Raw genomic sequence first — 16,180 nt, 5'->3', positions numbered from 1 at the left:
ATTTTGTTAATCCAACATATTTTAATATATTTGCAGTCGTTTTTAACTTATATAAGTTATTCGTTTGAAGAAGTTTTATATCATAGTAATCCTTGTCATGATAACCTGTATAGGTTGCCAATGGCACTTTCGTTCCGAGGATACACCCTCGGAAGAGCCGTTGATAAAGATAGATCGTTTCGATAAGTTCGAAGCCACCTATCTCATTACGGGCGACTTTGCCGCCCTTCAGCAGATGAAGACCGGTTATCCCATTCAAACGCGCACTTTGATAGAAGACGTCTTAAGTCTTGGTCCAGTAGATACGCTTGATATAAATACAAAATTTCTTCTTTTCTTCCAGGATAGCATCTTGCAAGTCTTAATCAAGGATGTTCAGCGTAATTATGCAGATATGGAAGATGTTAATCGCCAGTTAAGCGAGTCTTTTTCTCGGTTACGTCATCAGATTCCCCATTTAGAGATTCCTCAAGTTTATACACAGATCAGCTCTCTCGACGAAAGTATTATTGTCGGACAGGGCATGCTGGGTATATCTCTTGATAAGTATCTTGGCGAAGACTATCCCCTTTACAAGCATTTCGGCTATACCGACAAGCAGCGCAAGATGATGACCAAGAGTTATATAGTGCCCGACTGTCTGTGTTTCTACCTGTTGAGTCTCTATCATAAAGATCACATTGACAATGTCTCTCATGATCAGCGTTGTGTCTATTTAGGCCGAGTTCAGTATGTTGTCAACCAAATCATGGCCCAACACCTTTTTGATGGCGAATATGTTGCGCGTGCCGAAGCCTACATGAAGCAACATCCGCAAACCACTATCGATGACCTTTTGGCCGAGGTCAATTGATATGTTAATCATAAAATTACTGAAAAGAAATGCGTAATTCCGCTTTTTTCGGAATTATTTCTTATATTTGCATTCTGTTTGAACCATAAGCATTATGCAAATGAAAAAGATAATATTTTGTTGTAGTTTTCTGCTGCTGGCCGCATCAAGTGTTATGGCTGGCGGTTTGTTAAATTTAAAAGATGTCGTCAACGGAAAGTTCCGTGGCGAGTCTATGGCCTCTGTAGAGCCACTGTCTGATGGCGAGTCTTACATTCAGATATCATCCGATGGCAAGCAGCTGCAGAAGTTCTCTTTTAAGACCGGCAAGCAGACCGGCATACTTTTCGATGCCAACACAGCTCGAGGCGCCAAGGTAGAGAGGGTAGAGGGCTATATCGTCAGTCCCGACATGAAGCGCATTCTGATTCAGACTCAGACCAAGCCCATTTACCGCCATTCGTTTACTGCCGTTTATTACATCTATCATATAGCCAACAATTGTCTTGAGCCGCTGTCAGATGGCGGACCTCAGCAGACTCCCGTTTGGAGTCCCGACGGCAATCAGGTGGCCTTCGTACGCGATAACAATATCTTCCTGGTCAAGCTGCTGTATAATAATGCCGAGAGCCAGGTGACCAAGGACGGCAAGCGCAACGAGGTTATCAACGGACTTCCCGATTGGGTCAACGAAGAAGAGTTCTCGTTCAACTCTTCAATGGTGTTCAGTGCCGACTCACGCCAGATTGTGTGGGTGCGCTATGACGAGAGCGAAGTCAAGGAGTACTCCATGTCGATGTTCAAGGGCCTCAATCCCGAGCGCAAGGAGTATGCCACCTATCCAGGATTCTACACCTATAAATATCCAAAACCGGGCGAGGCAAACGCCAAGGTAAAAGTGATGAGCTTTGATATCAAGAGCCATCAGACCCGCACCATGCAGGTGCCCCTCGATGCCGATGGCTACATTCCCCGCATCAAGGCAACCACCGATCCTACAAAGGTGGCGGTGTTCACTTTGAATCGCCATCAAGACCGTTTGCGCGTGTTTATGGTCAATCCATTAAGTACTGTAGCACAGCAAGTTGTAGAGGACAACATCGACAAGTATATCAACGAGAATATCTTTGCCAATGTCAAGCTTACACCATCGCATCTCATACTTACCAGCGAGCGCGATGGCTATAATCATATCTATGTTTACACGCTGAACGGTCAGCGCCAGCGCCAGATGACCGAAGGAGTGGTGACCAATGTCTATGGTCTCGATGAAGCCACCGGCGACCTCTACTATGCAGCACTTGTGGGCGGCCCCCTCAATCAGAAAATCTATGTAAACCACAAGAATGGCAAGACCGATTGCCTGACGCCCAAGGATGGATGGAATACGGCTGTATTCTCTTCAGACTTCAAGCACTTTATCTGCACATGGAGCGACATTAATCACCCCACCGTTGCTGCTCTCTGCAACAATCTGGGCAAAACACTTGTCGCTCTGAAGCAAAACGACGCCCTGAAGAAGCAATACGATAGCTACACGATGGGCACCAAGCAGCTCTTCGAATTCCAGACCAGCGAAGGTGTTAAGTTGTATGGATGGATGGTCAAGCCAGCCAACTTCGACCCACAGAAGAAGTACCCCGTGGTGATGTATCAGTATGGCGGCCCCGGCTCTCAGCAGGTGAAAAACAGTTGGAACATTGGTATGAGCGGTCAGGGCGCCATTATGGAGCAGTATTTGGCCCAGCAGGGCTACATCTGCGTGTGTGTTGACAATCGTGGCACGGGTGGCCGTGGTGCAGCATTTGAGAAATGCACTTACCTGCGCTTGGGCGAGCTCGAGGCCAAAGACCAGGTCGAGACGGCATTGTGGTTGGGATCGCAGAGCTATGTCGATAAGAACCGTATTGCCATTTGGGGCTGGTCGTATGGCGGCTGGAACACGCTGATGTCCATGTCGGAGGGCCGTCCTGTGTTTGCCTGTGGCATTGCCATCGCTCCTCCTACGTGCTGGCGCTATTACGACACGGTCTATACCGAGCGCTTCATGCGCACGCCCAATGAGAACGCCAGTGGCTACGACGAGGTGAACCCTATTGCTCGCGCCTCGCAACTGCATGGAGCCCTGTTGTTGGTTCACGGTTTGGCCGACGACAATGTCCACTATCAGAACACCGCCGAGTATGTAGAAGCGCTCGTGCAGGCCGACAAAGACTTCCGTCAGCTGGTATATACCAATCGCAATCACAGTATTTTCGGGGGTAACACCCGCAACCACCTGTTCCGACAGTGCGTGAACTTCTTTAATGAAAAGTTAAAGTAACAACCTCTATAAAATGAAAAAACTACTACTATCTACTATCCTCCTCTGTGCTGCAATGACCTCCAGCGCACAGGGCGATGCTTCGCGCCAGTGGAATCCTGCCGGCGGCATGCCTTCAACTGTTGACATCATCGTCAAGGTGAACGACTATTGGCAGCAACATCACAAGCCAGAGGTGCGCTCCTTCTGGGACGAGGCAGCCTATCACACCGGCAATATGGAAGCCTACCGACTGCTGGGCAATGCCCGTTGGCTGGCCTACAGCGACGCTTGGGCCCGCCACAACAAGTGGATGGGTGCTCAGCAGAAAGACCCTTCGAAGTGGAAGTACAAGACCTATGGCGAGGGACACGACTTCGCACTTTTTGGCGATTGGCAGATCTGCTTCCAGACCTATCTCGATCTCTATGAGATAACCCCTGATGATTATAAGATCAAGCGAGCGCTTGAGGTGATGGACTACGAGGTTCGCCAGCCTCAATGCGACTTCTGGTGGTGGGCCGATGCTCTTTATATGGTGATGCCCGTGATGACCAAGCTCTATAAGACCACCGGTGAAGTGAAGTATCTGGACAAGCTTTACGCCAACTATCGCTGGGCCGACGAACTCATGTACGACACCGTGGCCCACCTTTATTTCCGCGATGCCAAATACATCTATCCCAAGGCCACCACGCGCAATGGTGGCAAAGACTTCTGGGCACGTGGCGATGGCTGGGTGTTGGCAGGTCTGGCCAAGGTCTTGACCGACATGCCGCAAGACTATTGTCATCGTCCATTCTTCGTGCAGCGCTTCTTGGAACTGGCCGAGGCCGTTGCCCGCTGCCAGCAGCCCGAAGGCTATTGGACCCGCTCCATGCTCGACAAGGACCATGCCGAGGGCCCTGAGACCTCTGGCACCGCCTTCTTCACCTACGGACTGTTGTGGGGCGTCAACCACGGACTGCTCTCTGACGCCCAGTATGCTCCAGTCATTCAGCGCGCTTGGGACTATCTCACAACGAAAGCCCTGCAGCCCAGTGGCGCCGTCGGTTTTGTGCAGCCCATTGGCGAGCGAGCTATTCCTGGTCAGCAACTCTCTGAGAAGAATGAGGCCAACTTTGGCGTCGGTGCTTTCCTCTTGGCTGCCTGCGAACATCTGCGCTATGAAGACCGACAGGCCAATGGCGAGGTGAAGGTGACCATCACCAACAAAAGCAATGAGTTTCGTCAGCAGCTGGTAGAGCTCGACGAGGTGATGGTCGATGTGAAGCTGGGCATTCATGGCGGACGCCAGTTCATCGTTTACGATGCCGGCGGACTCGAAGTACCCTATCAGCTCACCTACGACAAGAAGATCCTCATTGATGCCGGCGTTCGTCCTCGTGGCACTCAGACCTTCTACATCCGCACAGGCATGCCAAAGGTCTATAAGAACGTGTGCTATGGTCGCATCTTCCCTGAGCGAAAAGACGACTTTGCCTGGGAGAACGACCGCGGTGCCTATCGCATCTATGGTCCGGCCTTGCAGCGCACCGGCGAGAGAAGCTTTGGTGTAGATGTGTGGTCGAAGAACACCCCCGAGCTGGTGCTCGATCAGCGCTACTGGATTGAGGATGTCGTGATGATGCCTGCCGTAGAGAAACTGCGTCGCGAGAACCGTCAGCGTGGCGACTCTCTCTATCGCCTGAACTCCTATCACAACGACCACGGTCGCGGCATGGATCTCTATAAAGTAGGACCCACGCTAGGTTGCGGCACACCAGCCTTGATGGTCAATGACGAACTCGTCTATCCCTACTGTTTCAAAGACTACGAGATGCTCGACAACGGTCCACTGCGCATGACTGCCCGTTTCACCTATCATCCTACTGTGGTGCAGGGCGACACCGTCGTAGAGACACGCATCATCCAGTTGGACAAAGGTTCCAATTTCAATAAGATGACCGTCAGCTATGCCGGACTCACCCAACCGGTCAAACTGGCCTCTGGCGTTGTCATTCATTCCGAGGATGCCAAGAGCTACGTCTTGGGCAAGAACTACGTGCAGTATGCCGATCCCACCGACAATGTGGAGGTGAACAACTGCCAGCTCTTTGTAGCCACCCTCTATCCTCAGGGCGTCAGCCAGACCCTGATGAAGAAGTTCGGCAAGCAGAGTGGGGGCAACGCAGGTCATGCCCTTGGCATCAAGAACAACTACAAGGGCGAACCCTACACCTATTACTTCGGTTCCGCCTGGTCAAAGTACGACATCCGCACACAGGCCGAATGGCAGCAGCGCATCAACTGGACCCTCTCCAGTCTGCAGCAGCCTTTGAGCGTGAAGTGGCATAAGACCAACAAATAACCCTCTGTTGCCGAACAAATAATGGAATCCCATCGGCAGTAAATCCGTCAAACGGGCAGTAAAGCGGCACTTTTCAAGTTGTAAAGTGGCACTTTACTGCCCGTAAAGTTTTACTTTCGAGTTCTCATAGTTAAACTTTCCCATTCCAATAGCATAACTTTTGCATCACATCCAGCCCCTAGACGACTCGCTTCTAGCCCCTAGACAACCTAATTCTAGGGGCTGCATGCGTGTTGTCCAGGGGCTGGATTTGTGCATTCCAGGGTCTGGAACAGCATCAATACTTATACTTTTACCCATAAAGACGTCCCCTCTTGCCTTTCAATAGTCATTGTTTAATTATGCAGTATCGGCTGTCTTGGCACACGATAGGCTTGGATTCATCTCCTAGCTTAATATATAGTGACGTTTTGTTACACATTTCCCCAAGTAACTCTTGCAACATTCAAAATTTTGTTCTACCTTTGCACATAAGTACTGGCGCAGAACCTTAGCGGAGGTGGCCGGTGCGATTTTTGTGGGTTATAATAACGGCAATAGCTGATTATCGAAAAATATCTGGGAATGTAGGAAGTTCAATTAGATATTTGTATAATGGTAACGATACTGCTTTTTGCTCACGCGATAGCGTGGGCTTGGGCTTATCTCCATTATACGGGCGTTTCCTACAGCCTCCAGATATAGATATAGCACAGGTCTGCGCTTTTTCTGTATCTGCTTTTATATGGTTGTAGGATAGTTCGTGAATATACATCGATAAGCCATGCGACTGCCATAAACAATGATAGATGTTTATGGATAAAGCACAAGAAATGCAACGATTCTCTCTGGAGAGTCGTCGGTATATTGGTTGTAAAACCAAATTGGTGGACTGGATATTCAGCCTCATCGAAGAGCAAACCCATGACGTTCACTTCTTCTGTGACATTTTCGCAGGCACAGGTGTGGTGGCTCATCGGGCATTGCAGACGTATGAACGAGTGGTTGTAAATGATTTTCTCCACTCGAACAATGTAATGTATCGCGCTTTCTTTGCTCCTGGTGAATGGAGTGAAGAAAGGGTACAAACAATCATTAGTGAGTTTAATGACATCAATCCTGCAAAGATTGGTGAGAACTACTTTTCGAAAAACTTTGGCGGTAAGTATTTCTATCACGATACAGCTAAGATTGTGGGCTACATCAGAGGTAGATTACAGACATTGCAGAAGGACTTGACGGATAAGGAGTATTCTGTATTGATGGCTTCACTTATATATAGCATAGATCGCCATGCCAATACGATGGGGCATTTTGATGCCTATTATCGTAAAGCACCTGCTGCTCACCAATTCCAGATGCGAATGATAGATGCAGAGTCGTATGAAGGTGTGGAGATTCATCAGGAGGATGCCAATCAATTGGCTCGAAACGTCAATGTTGATTTGACATATCTCGACCCTCCCTACAATTCACGTCAATATAGTAGGTTCTATCATGTTTACGAGAACTTGGTTCAATGGAAGAAACCACAATTGTATGGTACTGCCTTGAAACCCAAGGAAGAGAATATGAGTGATTATTGCCGTACCGCTGCACTCAAAGCATTTACGGATTTGGTGAGCCATATCAATAGCCGCTATCTAGTGGTATCATATAACAACACTTATCATTCTAAGAGCACGTCGTCAGAGAACAAAATTAAGTTGGAACAGTTGGAAGAGGTGCTTAATAAGTGTGGTAAAACACAGGTGTTCAATCACGAGTTTAAAGCATTCAACTCTGGCAAAACTGAGTTTGACGATCATCGTGAGTATTTATTCATAACTGAAGTTGACAATGAGAAACGGAATCAGTCGTTCCCCGATGTTTTACGTGGGTGATAAGTTTAAGTTGATTCGCGAAATCCGCACTCACTTCCCCGACCGCATCAACAGACTAATAGAACCGTTTGTTGGAGGCGGTTCGGTGATGATGAATGTCGATGCTGATGGGTATCTATTGAACGATATTGATAGTTATGTGATAGGTTTGCACAGAATGCTTTGTGGTTATGTAGGTAGGGAACAGGACTTTTATACTGAATTCTATCGCATTGTCGACCAATATGGACTTTCGCTTTCTTTTCGTGAGAATCCAGTTCCGCAGGAGTTGAAAAAAGCCCATCCCAAAACCTATTTCGCAAAATACAACAAGGAGGCTTACCGCCAACTGAAATCTGATTTCATAGCGGGCGGACAACAGGATTGGATGCAATTATACGTGTTGTTGATTTATGGATTCAATCGTATGCTGAGGTTCAATAAGAAAGGCCTCTTCAACCTTCCTGTCGGCAATGTTGATTACAATCAGAATACCCACGATGCTTTGGAAGATTACTTCCGCGTGATGACAACAAAGCAAGCGGAATGGCACAACGAGGACTTCCGCCTCTTCTTGGGTAATATCAACTATCAAGAGGATGATTTGATATATCTCGACCCTCCATATTTGATTACTTTCAGCGAATATAATAAGTTGTGGAATGACGAGACTGAGCGTGACCTACTGGCATTGCTTGATGATATGAATGCTCGTGGAATCCATTTTGCAATCTCTAACGTCACCCACTATCGTGGGCGCACGAATTCTCTCTTTTTGGATTGGTCTGCCCACTATCACAGCCATCCTATAAACAGCAACTACATCAGTTTCAACGACAACAGCATCAAACAGTTCAACGAGGTGCTGGTAACTAATTACTAAAGATTAACAGCCTATGTCACGAAAAGTAAATCCTGAATATAAGCCTCTGCTTTATACAACCACGATGCGCAATCCCGGCAGATTGAAGTTCATGCTGTATGTGCTGAATATGTTTGAGGGACAGATTCTCAATGATGAACTTGCTACGAAGATTTGTGGTGAGACTATTCGTTATGGTCTATTCAGGCCTACTAAGAGAATCTGTGACATTATAAAGCAAAAATGGAGCACAACGCCAAAGGGGGAGTTCGCGGAATATGCATTGACAGACTATGAAGTACAATCAGTTCTTGATAATAATGATTCAACCCAATGGGACGATATAAAGGGGCATAAAGAGGCCGGATTTGCTAAAGGGTGGCCATCACGTTTCGCAACGATTTATGATCTAACGAAGGAATTGGGACTTGCTTACTATTGGCCAGGTGAGCCAATAATCATTTCACAACTGGCTCATCATCTCTTATCTTCGTTCACCATTGAGGTCGACCCTGCTTCAGGTTTCGTAGTTTGTAAGATTACACACCCTGAATATGAGCAACAGGTATTCTTGCAGGCAATGGCAAAATCGCAACGAATGAACCCCTTTGTGCGTGTATTGAATGACAATATTCCTCTGATTCTTTTGCTAGAAACAATAAAGAAATTGAATGCAGACCCACAACAGAATGGATGCGGCATATCAAGACGTGAACTTCCACTATTGATTTTTTGGAAGAATAACGACTCTCAATCCCTTTATCAACGTATTGTAAAACTTAGAAAAGAACACAGATACGACCCAAGCGATGAAGTGGTTTGCGACATCTGCTTAAAAGAAATTATGGAGGGAAACTTTAAGGAGTTTGACACTAAGTCAATAATGGTGGATTATCCAGACGAGTTTATTCGCAAGATGCGCTTGACAGGATTACTCTCACTTCGCGGTGCTGGTCGTTTTTTAGATATCAATAAGAACGAGATAGAGAAGGTGGATTATATTCTTTCTCACTATTCCCTCTACCATCACTTCGACGACGAACGTGCTTATTTTGACTACATGGCAGAGCTGGATACGAATCTAATCAAGATAACATCTCATCTGCCATCAGCTACTGCAAGTGAGAAACTGTTGGATAATTGGCTTTCAGTTTATAATTGGAATATCATTAAGAAAGAGCTAACAAATCTTGCTACTAGGAAAAATAGTACAGATAATGTATTAAAACTATTGGCCGCTCCTACGCGATTGGAATTTCTGACGGCTTTGGCAATTCGTTGCAGGATGCCCGATGTTAGAGTTGTTCCTAACTACAGCTGTGATGATGAAGGTCTTCCTACTTCAACGGCAGGAGGAAACAAAGGTGATATAGAATGTTACGAACAGCAGAATGGGGTATTAGTTGAAGTAACTATGGCAATAGGAAGAGCACAAACGATGATGGAGGTCTGGCCAATTGAACGTCATCTTGAAGATTTTCAAAAGAAGCAACAATCTCAGTGTATCTTTGTTGCCCCTTCAATTTATATAGATAGTCTCAGACAAATCAATTATGTTTCAGCAGATTCGAAAGGAAAGATTAAGATTCGTCCGTATGATATTCCCCAGCTACTAATCTTCTTAGAACAAACTCCTAGTCTGTATGAGCACAAAATTACTTCTTTGTTCGAGTCTCCTGCGTTGGTTTCGTATGCCGATGAACTCATGCGTAGAAAAAATGGGATAGGCATACTCGCTTTGTCAGTTGCATTACAAGAGTTATTTGGTAAAGACTATGCCTCCATGGGAGCAAGAGAGTGGTATGTAGTTGTGAGGAAATATGTGGAACATCAAACCATGAGACAGAATATTCCAGATAATGAGCCTGTCATGTGGATGGCGGCAGAAGATGCACCTTTGGAAAGATTGTAATAAAATTTACAATAAATAAAAAATATATGTATCATAGCTATTTTGGAAAACTGGGACAACTTCGTTTCCCTAAACCTGAGGATTATTACCGTTTCCTTGGGTATCTCGCTCATGCTGATATAAAAGTTGTATATGAGTACAATGAAGAAACTGGTTCATGGGGGAATGCTGGACGTATTTGTTTTTATACAAGTCATGTTCCTCGTAGTTGGGGAAAAATAGCATACCGTGAAGGGCGTGGAGATTCAATGTGCTACAGAATTAACTGTAATGATTTCGTGGAGAACATAGTGACTGACCACGGATTTACTTATGGTGGTTACCAAGATGTAAAAGCTATACGAGAAACAATACCAGCAAGTTATTTAGATTTTTTTGATGAAGGATATAATTGGTAATAAACTTCACCCTTGCCAAGAGCAGACGGCAAGGGTGGAGTATTTGATATAAGAGGGATTTCAGCCGATGGCTGTCAGACGATTAGCTGCTATATCGTACCTAACGGGATAGGCGAATGAGATGGCCTTGCCGTCATATACGGCTGAGACATCGATGCCTCGACGTTGGAACTCGTCGATCAGGGCCTGGTCGTGGTAGGCACGCATGCTGGTCCAGCAACGATTGCCAGCCTGACTGTTGAATGTGTTAACTAACTCGGTGATTTGCATGTCTGCAAATTGCAGCGCATAGCGAATGTAATAAATGTGTTGTTGCATAACTTTTTGTTTTTGAAGTGAATATTTGATTCTTCCACATCGTCTCTACCACCGTGGCTAAGTCATTAGAGCTCGGTTGGTGAGTCTGCCCGAAGGCGACTGCTCTTGATGTTTCGTGTGCAAAAATACACATTTTTAATAATATGACCAAATAATTATCTCTCTCTTTATTCCAATATTTTTTTGTACCTTTGCAATCTCAATGGACGAAAAAGAAAAAAGGTTGCAGGAGAAGTTGCGCTTTGCTGGGGAGAAAATTCCTTCCATGAAGCGCCGCAGTAATATCAATGACTACTATGGGCGCCATATCTATATGGTGACGATGGCTGTGGAAGGGCGTCGTCCGCTTCTTGGCAGACTGACGGGTAGTTCCTCTGTTCCTGATGGTGAAGTAGGTGCTCCGTGTATTGTACCGACAGCTTTGGGACAGGAGGTGATGCGCTGTTGGAAGCTTATACCTCAGTTTCATAAGGAGGTGCAACTGTTGGCTTTTCAGTTGATGCCCGACCATTTGCATGGCGTCCTCTTTGTGCAGGAAGCTATGGAGGAACATCTGGGACAGGTTATCAGTGGTTTTAAGGCTGGATGTAATAAGGCGTATAGGCGGTTGGTTGAGGATTGTTTTGTTGAGGCGGTGCCTCAACATACGCAGAAGGTGCCTCAACATACGCAGAGGGAGCTAAAGGAGGCTTCTGCGTACGAGGTGGCATCGCCACTTCCACTGCCTTCAGAACATCGGCTAAAGAAGGATGATAGAAGCCTTGGACTGCTTTTTGAACGTGGATATAACGACCTTATATCAAAGAGCTATGACATGCTGCCGTGTCTAACTGCCTATGTACATGATAATCCTCGACGCCTGGCCATTCGCCGAGAACATCCCGACTATTTCCGTGTTCAGTTTGGTGTTACGATTGCAGGGCAGACGTATGCTGCTATTGGCAATCGTTTCCTATTGGAAAGTCCCGATATGGCGCAGGTACAGCTGACACGTAAACTGACTGAGGCTCAGGTTATAGTGGAAAAGGAACGGTTTATGTCTATGGCTAAGACTGGTACGGTGTTAGTATCGCCAGCCATCTCAAAAGGTGAGCAGGTGGTTATGCGTTCGGTCATGGATGCTCATCTGCCGCTAGTCTTCATTACGCCATGGGGATTTAATAAATTCTCAAAGCCAGGGCACCAGTATTTTGAGGCTTGTGCAAATGGGCGGCTATTACTGTTGGCTCCCTGGCCTCACCAGAATGAACGTATTCCGTTGACGCGTGCCATGTGCTTAGCGTTGAACAAAATGGCAGAAGATATTGTGGAGGGTAGAGGGATGCAATAAAAAAGCAGCTAGGCGGGAATGCTTAGCTGCTTTTTGTTGTCAATCCATAAAGGATTAGTATGCGAAGAGGGGATATTCCTTCATCTTCTCGTTGACGCGAGCGCGAACACTTGCGATAACCTCCTCGTTGGTAGGATCGTTGAGAACCTCCTCAATCCAAGCGGCAATCTGAACCATCAGATCCTCCTTGGCACCACGTGTGGTGATAGCGGGAGTTCCCAGACGGATACCAGAGGTCTGGAATGCGCTGCGGCTATCGAAGGACACCATGTTCTTGTTTATGGTGATGAAGGCGATTATCCTGCCAAGAACATCGAACAGCTGATTACCAATATCGACAACTGCATACTTGAGTGCGATGCATTCCTATTGACGCTTGGTATCAACTTAGACGAGATAATAGCAGAAACGAATACGCTGGACAGGCTGGAGATGCTGCGCCAGGCTTATGTGCGTATCTTGGAGAAGGACGATTGGAAGGATCGCTTCAAGGTGCTCAGTAATCTACTGATGAACCTCTACGATGCCAGCAAACCAGAGATATTTGAGCGTGGATGGCATAACGATAAGTTTGCACCTATTAGTTATATCAATGGGCTTTTCTGTAATCAGATTGACGATGAGAAGTTGGAAAGAGCCAAAGCCAGAATGGCAGAGAAACTGGATCAGAGCGTGACATCAACTAACCAGGTATGTGATAATGCCGATTATGTGATACATCAAGGCAAGGTGATTGACCTGAGTAAGATAAATGTGGATGATTTACGCAAGGAAATCAGTCTTACCCCATATAAGGCTTTTGAGATTGATAACCTGCGTGTTTTCATAGAAAAATTGTTAGAGCAGATGATTAATAAGAACTGTATGCGCATATCATTCTCTGAACGCTACAAGAGTATCATTAATCGTTATAATGCTGGCGGAAGCGAGAACGAGGATTATTACGAGAAGCTGTTGCAGCTGATAGAAGAATTAAAGAAAGAACAAGTTCGCTCTACCAATCTTGGACTGAAGAAAGAGGAACTTGAAATATACGATTTGCTGATTCAAGGTAAGATGCTAACAAAGGGCGAAGAGCAAAAAGTAATCTTGGCTGCAAAGAACCTCTACCAAAAGCTGATGGCCGAGAAAGACAGTTTCTTGGTAGTTGATTGGTACAAAGATGAACAGCCAAGAAAGAAGGTATTCTCACTAATACAAGTATCATTGAATCGCGACTTGCCTGAAAGCTATGATAGGGTATCGTTTGTTGACAAGACAAACCTTATTATGAATCATTTCATCGATATGGCAATACAGGGATATGGATGGGGCGCAGCTTAAGTTATCATTGTATCGAATTAATAGGGAATTTACAATTGCTGTGCTTAACAGAAAATAGTTAAGCATTATGTACCAATAAACTATATTGTGTGTTATAAAAGTTGTTAAGAATAACATAACAAAGTGGTGGCGGGCGCAGTTTTCTGTATAAAAAGGACTACCTTTGTTTCTAGAATTAATCGACAAAAAACGGAATGTCTAGAAGTAGGGAAGAAGCTATTGCGCTTGGCGTGCCTGTGTCAGAGACACAGCATAACATGAAACGACGCAAGCCTTGGCATGACTATAGTCGTAAGGGTACTTATATGCTGACACTGGTGGTAGAAGGTCGTCAATCGGTGTTTGGCAAGGTGGTGACTGCGCCTGTCGCGAAGAGTGCTGGCGGAAAGCAGACGGTTAGGGCGTATGTGGAACTGTCGGAGCTCGGGAAGGAGATCCGTGATAAGGAACTGCAAAAGATTTCCAAATACTATGGGATGGTGGAAGTTTGGAAGCTTTGTGTAATGCCTGACCATATCCATATGATTGTTAGGGTGAAAGAAGATATGCCTGGGGGAAAGCATCTAGGCAATGTGGTGAGGGGATTTAAAGTGGGATGCACAAGAGCCTGGTGGCGGCTGTCGGAGACTTTGCCCGCCGGAGAAGCGGCGGGAGTTGTGGCTGGTGGAGATGTGGCGGGAGTTGTGCCCGCCGGAAAAGCGGCGGGAGTTGTGGCTGGCGGAGAAGCAGCGGGAGTCGTGGCTGGCGGAGAAGCAAAGCTTCCTGTTCTCTTTGAGAGTGGGTATAATGATTTGATTTTGTTGGAAGACGGGCAACTGGATAATTGGGCTCGTTATCTTGATGATAATCCTCGACGGCTGGCTGTTAAGCGAATGTTTCCAGACTTTTTCACCACGATGAACTATGTGGATATTGGTGAATGGCATTGTCAGACGGTTGGTAACCGCTTCTTGCTTGATATCCCTCTGAAGGTTGCGGTGATTGTTCATAATGCTTATAGTGACAAGGAGTTTGCTGATTATAAGCGGGAATGGCTGGCTTGCGGAGAGGCTGGTGGCGTGTTGGTGAGCGCTGCTATTGCCACGCGCGAGAAAGAGGTGATGCGAGAGGCTATGAACAGAGGCTACAAAATCATTGTTGTCAGGGAGAATGGATTCCCGCCTTTGTATAAACCTGCAGGAGAGTCGTTTGATGCGTGTTCTGAAGGACGCCTGTTGCAGGTATGTCCATGGGAGTATCACATGGAGCGTCGCATCATTTCACGCGAAAAATGTCTGAAGCTGAATAGGCTGGTAGAAGATATCCTCAGCAAAGAGCAGACTGCTGAGGACGATAATCCTCGAAAAAAAAGCAGCTAGGCGGGATGCTTAGCTGCTTTTTGTTGTCAATCCATAAAGGATTAGTATGCGAAGAGGGGATACTCCTTCATCTTCTCGTTGACGCGAGCGCGAACGCTGGCGATAACCTCCTCGTTGGTAGGATCGTTGAGAACCTCCTCAATCCATGCGGCAATCTGAACCATCAGATCCTCCTTGGCACCACGTGTGGTGATGGCAGGCGTGCCCAGACGGATACCAGAGGTCTGGAAAGCGCTGCGGCTGTCGAAGGGCACCATGTTCTTGTTGACGGTGATGTCGGCAGCAACCAGTGCGTTCTCAGCCACCTTACCAGTCAGATCGGGATACTTAGAGCGCAGGTCAACCAGCATAGAGTGGTTGTCGGTGCCACCGCTGACGATGGTGAAGCCGCGCTTGATCAGCTCGTCGGCCAGTTTGGCTGCGTTCTTCTTCACCTGCAGAGCCCACTCCTTGAACTCGGGCTGCAGAGCCTCGCCGAAGGCAACAGCCTTGGCAGCGATGACATGCTCCAGAGGACCACCCTGCTGACCGGGGAATACGGCTGAATTGAGAAGAGCAGACATCATCTTCACCTCGCCCTTAGGAGTCTTGTAGCCCCAAGGATTCTCGAAGTCTTTGCCCATCAGGATGATACCGCCACGAGGACCGCGCAGGGTCTTGTGAGTGGTAGAGGTGACGATGTGAGCATACTTCACAGGATTCTCCAGCAGACCGGCAGCAATCAGACCAGCGGGGTGAGCCATGTCGATCATGAGCAGAGCACCCACTTTGTCGGCAATCTCGCGCATGCGCTTGTAGTCCCACTCGCGGCTGTAGGCAGAGCCACCACCGATGATCAGCTTGGGCTTGTTTTCGAGAGCCAGTCGCTCCATCTCGTCGTAATCCACACGACCAGTCTCCTTGTTCAGGTTGTAGCCGATGGGGTTATAGAGAATACCGCTCGTGTTGACGTGCGAACCGTGAGAGAGGTGACCTCCGTGATCCAGGTTCATACCCATGAAGGTGTCGCCGGGTTTCAGCACTGCCAGCAGTACGGCTGCGTTGGCCTGTGCACCAGAGTGGGGTTGCACGTTGGCATACTCGGCACCAAACAGTTTGCATACTCGCTCGATGGCCAACTTCTCTACCTCGTCCACTACCTGGCAGCCACCATAGTAGCGTTTGCCGGGATAACCTTCGGCATACTTGTTGGTCAGGTAAGAACCCATGGCTTCCATAACCTGGTCGCTCACAAAGTTCTCGCTGGCAATCAGTTCGATACCTTTCAGCTGACGCTGATGTTCTTTCTCGATCAACTCGAAAACGGTGTTGTCTCTTTTCATCTTTGTTTATTTTTGGTTGTTTAACATATTGG

12 protein-coding genes, 1 pseudogene and 1 riboswitch are annotated in these 16,180 nt (G+C 46.8%); of the genes and pseudogenes, 10 read left to right on the top strand and 3 right to left on the bottom strand.

Annotation, left to right across the window (positions count from 1 at the left end; all coding sequences use genetic code 11):
* Positions 1–97 precede the first annotated feature (97 nt).
* The 7 genes from L6472_RS08575 to L6472_RS08545 all read left to right on the top strand — a co-directional run bounded on the left by L6472_RS08575 (position 98) and on the right by L6472_RS08545 (position 10,497).
* Positions 98–853: a gliding motility protein GldB gene (locus L6472_RS08575; protein ID WP_237804177.1), complete on the top strand. Its 756-nt coding sequence runs from the start codon at positions 98–100 to the stop codon at positions 851–853.
* A gap of 100 nt (positions 854–953) precedes the next feature.
* Positions 954–3,155, top strand: coding sequence for a S9 family peptidase (locus L6472_RS08570; RefSeq protein WP_237804175.1), 2,202 nt, complete (start codon positions 954–956; stop codon positions 3,153–3,155).
* A gap of 13 nt (positions 3,156–3,168) precedes the next feature.
* Positions 3,169–5,484 (top strand): DUF4861 family protein, encoded by a 2,316-nt coding sequence (locus L6472_RS08565; RefSeq protein ID WP_237804173.1) that lies wholly within the window; start codon positions 3,169–3,171, stop codon positions 5,482–5,484.
* A 794-nt stretch (positions 5,485–6,278) separates the two neighbouring features.
* Complete coding sequence (locus tag L6472_RS08560; protein ID WP_237804171.1) at positions 6,279–7,346, top strand: DNA adenine methylase; 1,068 nt, start codon at positions 6,279–6,281, stop codon at positions 7,344–7,346.
* Positions 7,303–8,208: a DNA adenine methylase gene (locus L6472_RS08555; RefSeq protein WP_237804169.1), complete on the top strand. Its 906-nt coding sequence runs from the start codon at positions 7,303–7,305 to the stop codon at positions 8,206–8,208. Before L6472_RS08560 ends, L6472_RS08555 begins: the two co-directional genes overlap by 44 nt.
* Before the next feature lie 13 nt (positions 8,209–8,221).
* Positions 8,222–10,099 carry an AlwI family type II restriction endonuclease gene (locus L6472_RS08550; RefSeq protein WP_237804167.1) on the top strand — a complete coding sequence of 626 codons (1,878 nt, stop codon included), beginning with the start codon at positions 8,222–8,224 and terminating at the stop codon, positions 10,097–10,099.
* 26 nt (positions 10,100–10,125) lie between these two features.
* On the top strand, positions 10,126–10,497 hold the full coding sequence (locus L6472_RS08545; protein ID WP_237804165.1) for a hypothetical protein: 372 nt from the start codon (positions 10,126–10,128) through the stop codon (positions 10,495–10,497).
* Positions 10,498–10,557: 60 nt separating this feature from the next.
* On the opposite strand, the gene L6472_RS08540 is transcribed toward L6472_RS08545, so the two are convergent.
* A complete protein-coding gene (locus L6472_RS08540; protein WP_237804163.1) occupies positions 10,558–10,815 on the bottom strand; it encodes a hypothetical protein in 258 nt (85 codons plus the stop codon).
* Positions 10,814–10,932: riboswitch (SAM-I-IV-variant riboswitch) on the bottom strand. Its footprint overlaps the gene before it by 2 nt.
* Before the next feature lie 85 nt (positions 10,933–11,017).
* On the opposite strand from L6472_RS08540, the gene L6472_RS08535 reads away from it, so the two are divergent.
* Entirely contained in the window at positions 11,018–12,145 is a 1,128-nt protein-coding gene (locus tag L6472_RS08535; protein ID WP_237804161.1) for a hypothetical protein, read from the top strand.
* Between the two features lie 54 nt (positions 12,146–12,199).
* Here L6472_RS08535 and glyA (L6472_RS08530) read toward each other — a convergent pair.
* Positions 12,200–12,439, bottom strand: a pseudogene (glyA, locus tag L6472_RS08530) (serine hydroxymethyltransferase); the annotation flags it as partial.
* On the opposite strand from glyA (L6472_RS08530), the gene L6472_RS08525 reads away from it, so the two are divergent.
* Complete coding sequence (locus tag L6472_RS08525; protein ID WP_237808004.1) at positions 12,326–13,468, top strand: type I restriction enzyme endonuclease domain-containing protein; 1,143 nt, start codon at positions 12,326–12,328, stop codon at positions 13,466–13,468. The pseudogene glyA (L6472_RS08530) and the gene L6472_RS08525 sit on opposite strands and share 114 nt — an antisense overlap.
* 194 nt (positions 13,469–13,662) lie before the next feature.
* Positions 13,663–14,826, top strand: coding sequence for a transposase (locus L6472_RS08520; protein WP_237804159.1), 1,164 nt, complete (start codon positions 13,663–13,665; stop codon positions 14,824–14,826).
* A gap of 41 nt (positions 14,827–14,867) precedes the next feature.
* On the opposite strand, the gene glyA (L6472_RS08515) is transcribed toward L6472_RS08520, so the two are convergent.
* The gene (gene glyA, locus L6472_RS08515; protein ID WP_237804157.1) at positions 14,868–16,148 is read right to left on the bottom strand and encodes a serine hydroxymethyltransferase; all 1,281 of its coding nucleotides are present in this window, start codon (positions 16,146–16,148) and stop codon (positions 14,868–14,870) included.
* Positions 16,149–16,180: the final 32 nt, after the last annotated feature.

It is taken from the genome of Prevotella sp. E13-17, from assembly GCF_022024035.1.
Classification (GTDB): Bacteria; Bacteroidota; Bacteroidia; order Bacteroidales; family Bacteroidaceae; genus Prevotella.
This window is presented reverse-complemented; position numbering and strand designations above follow the sequence as displayed.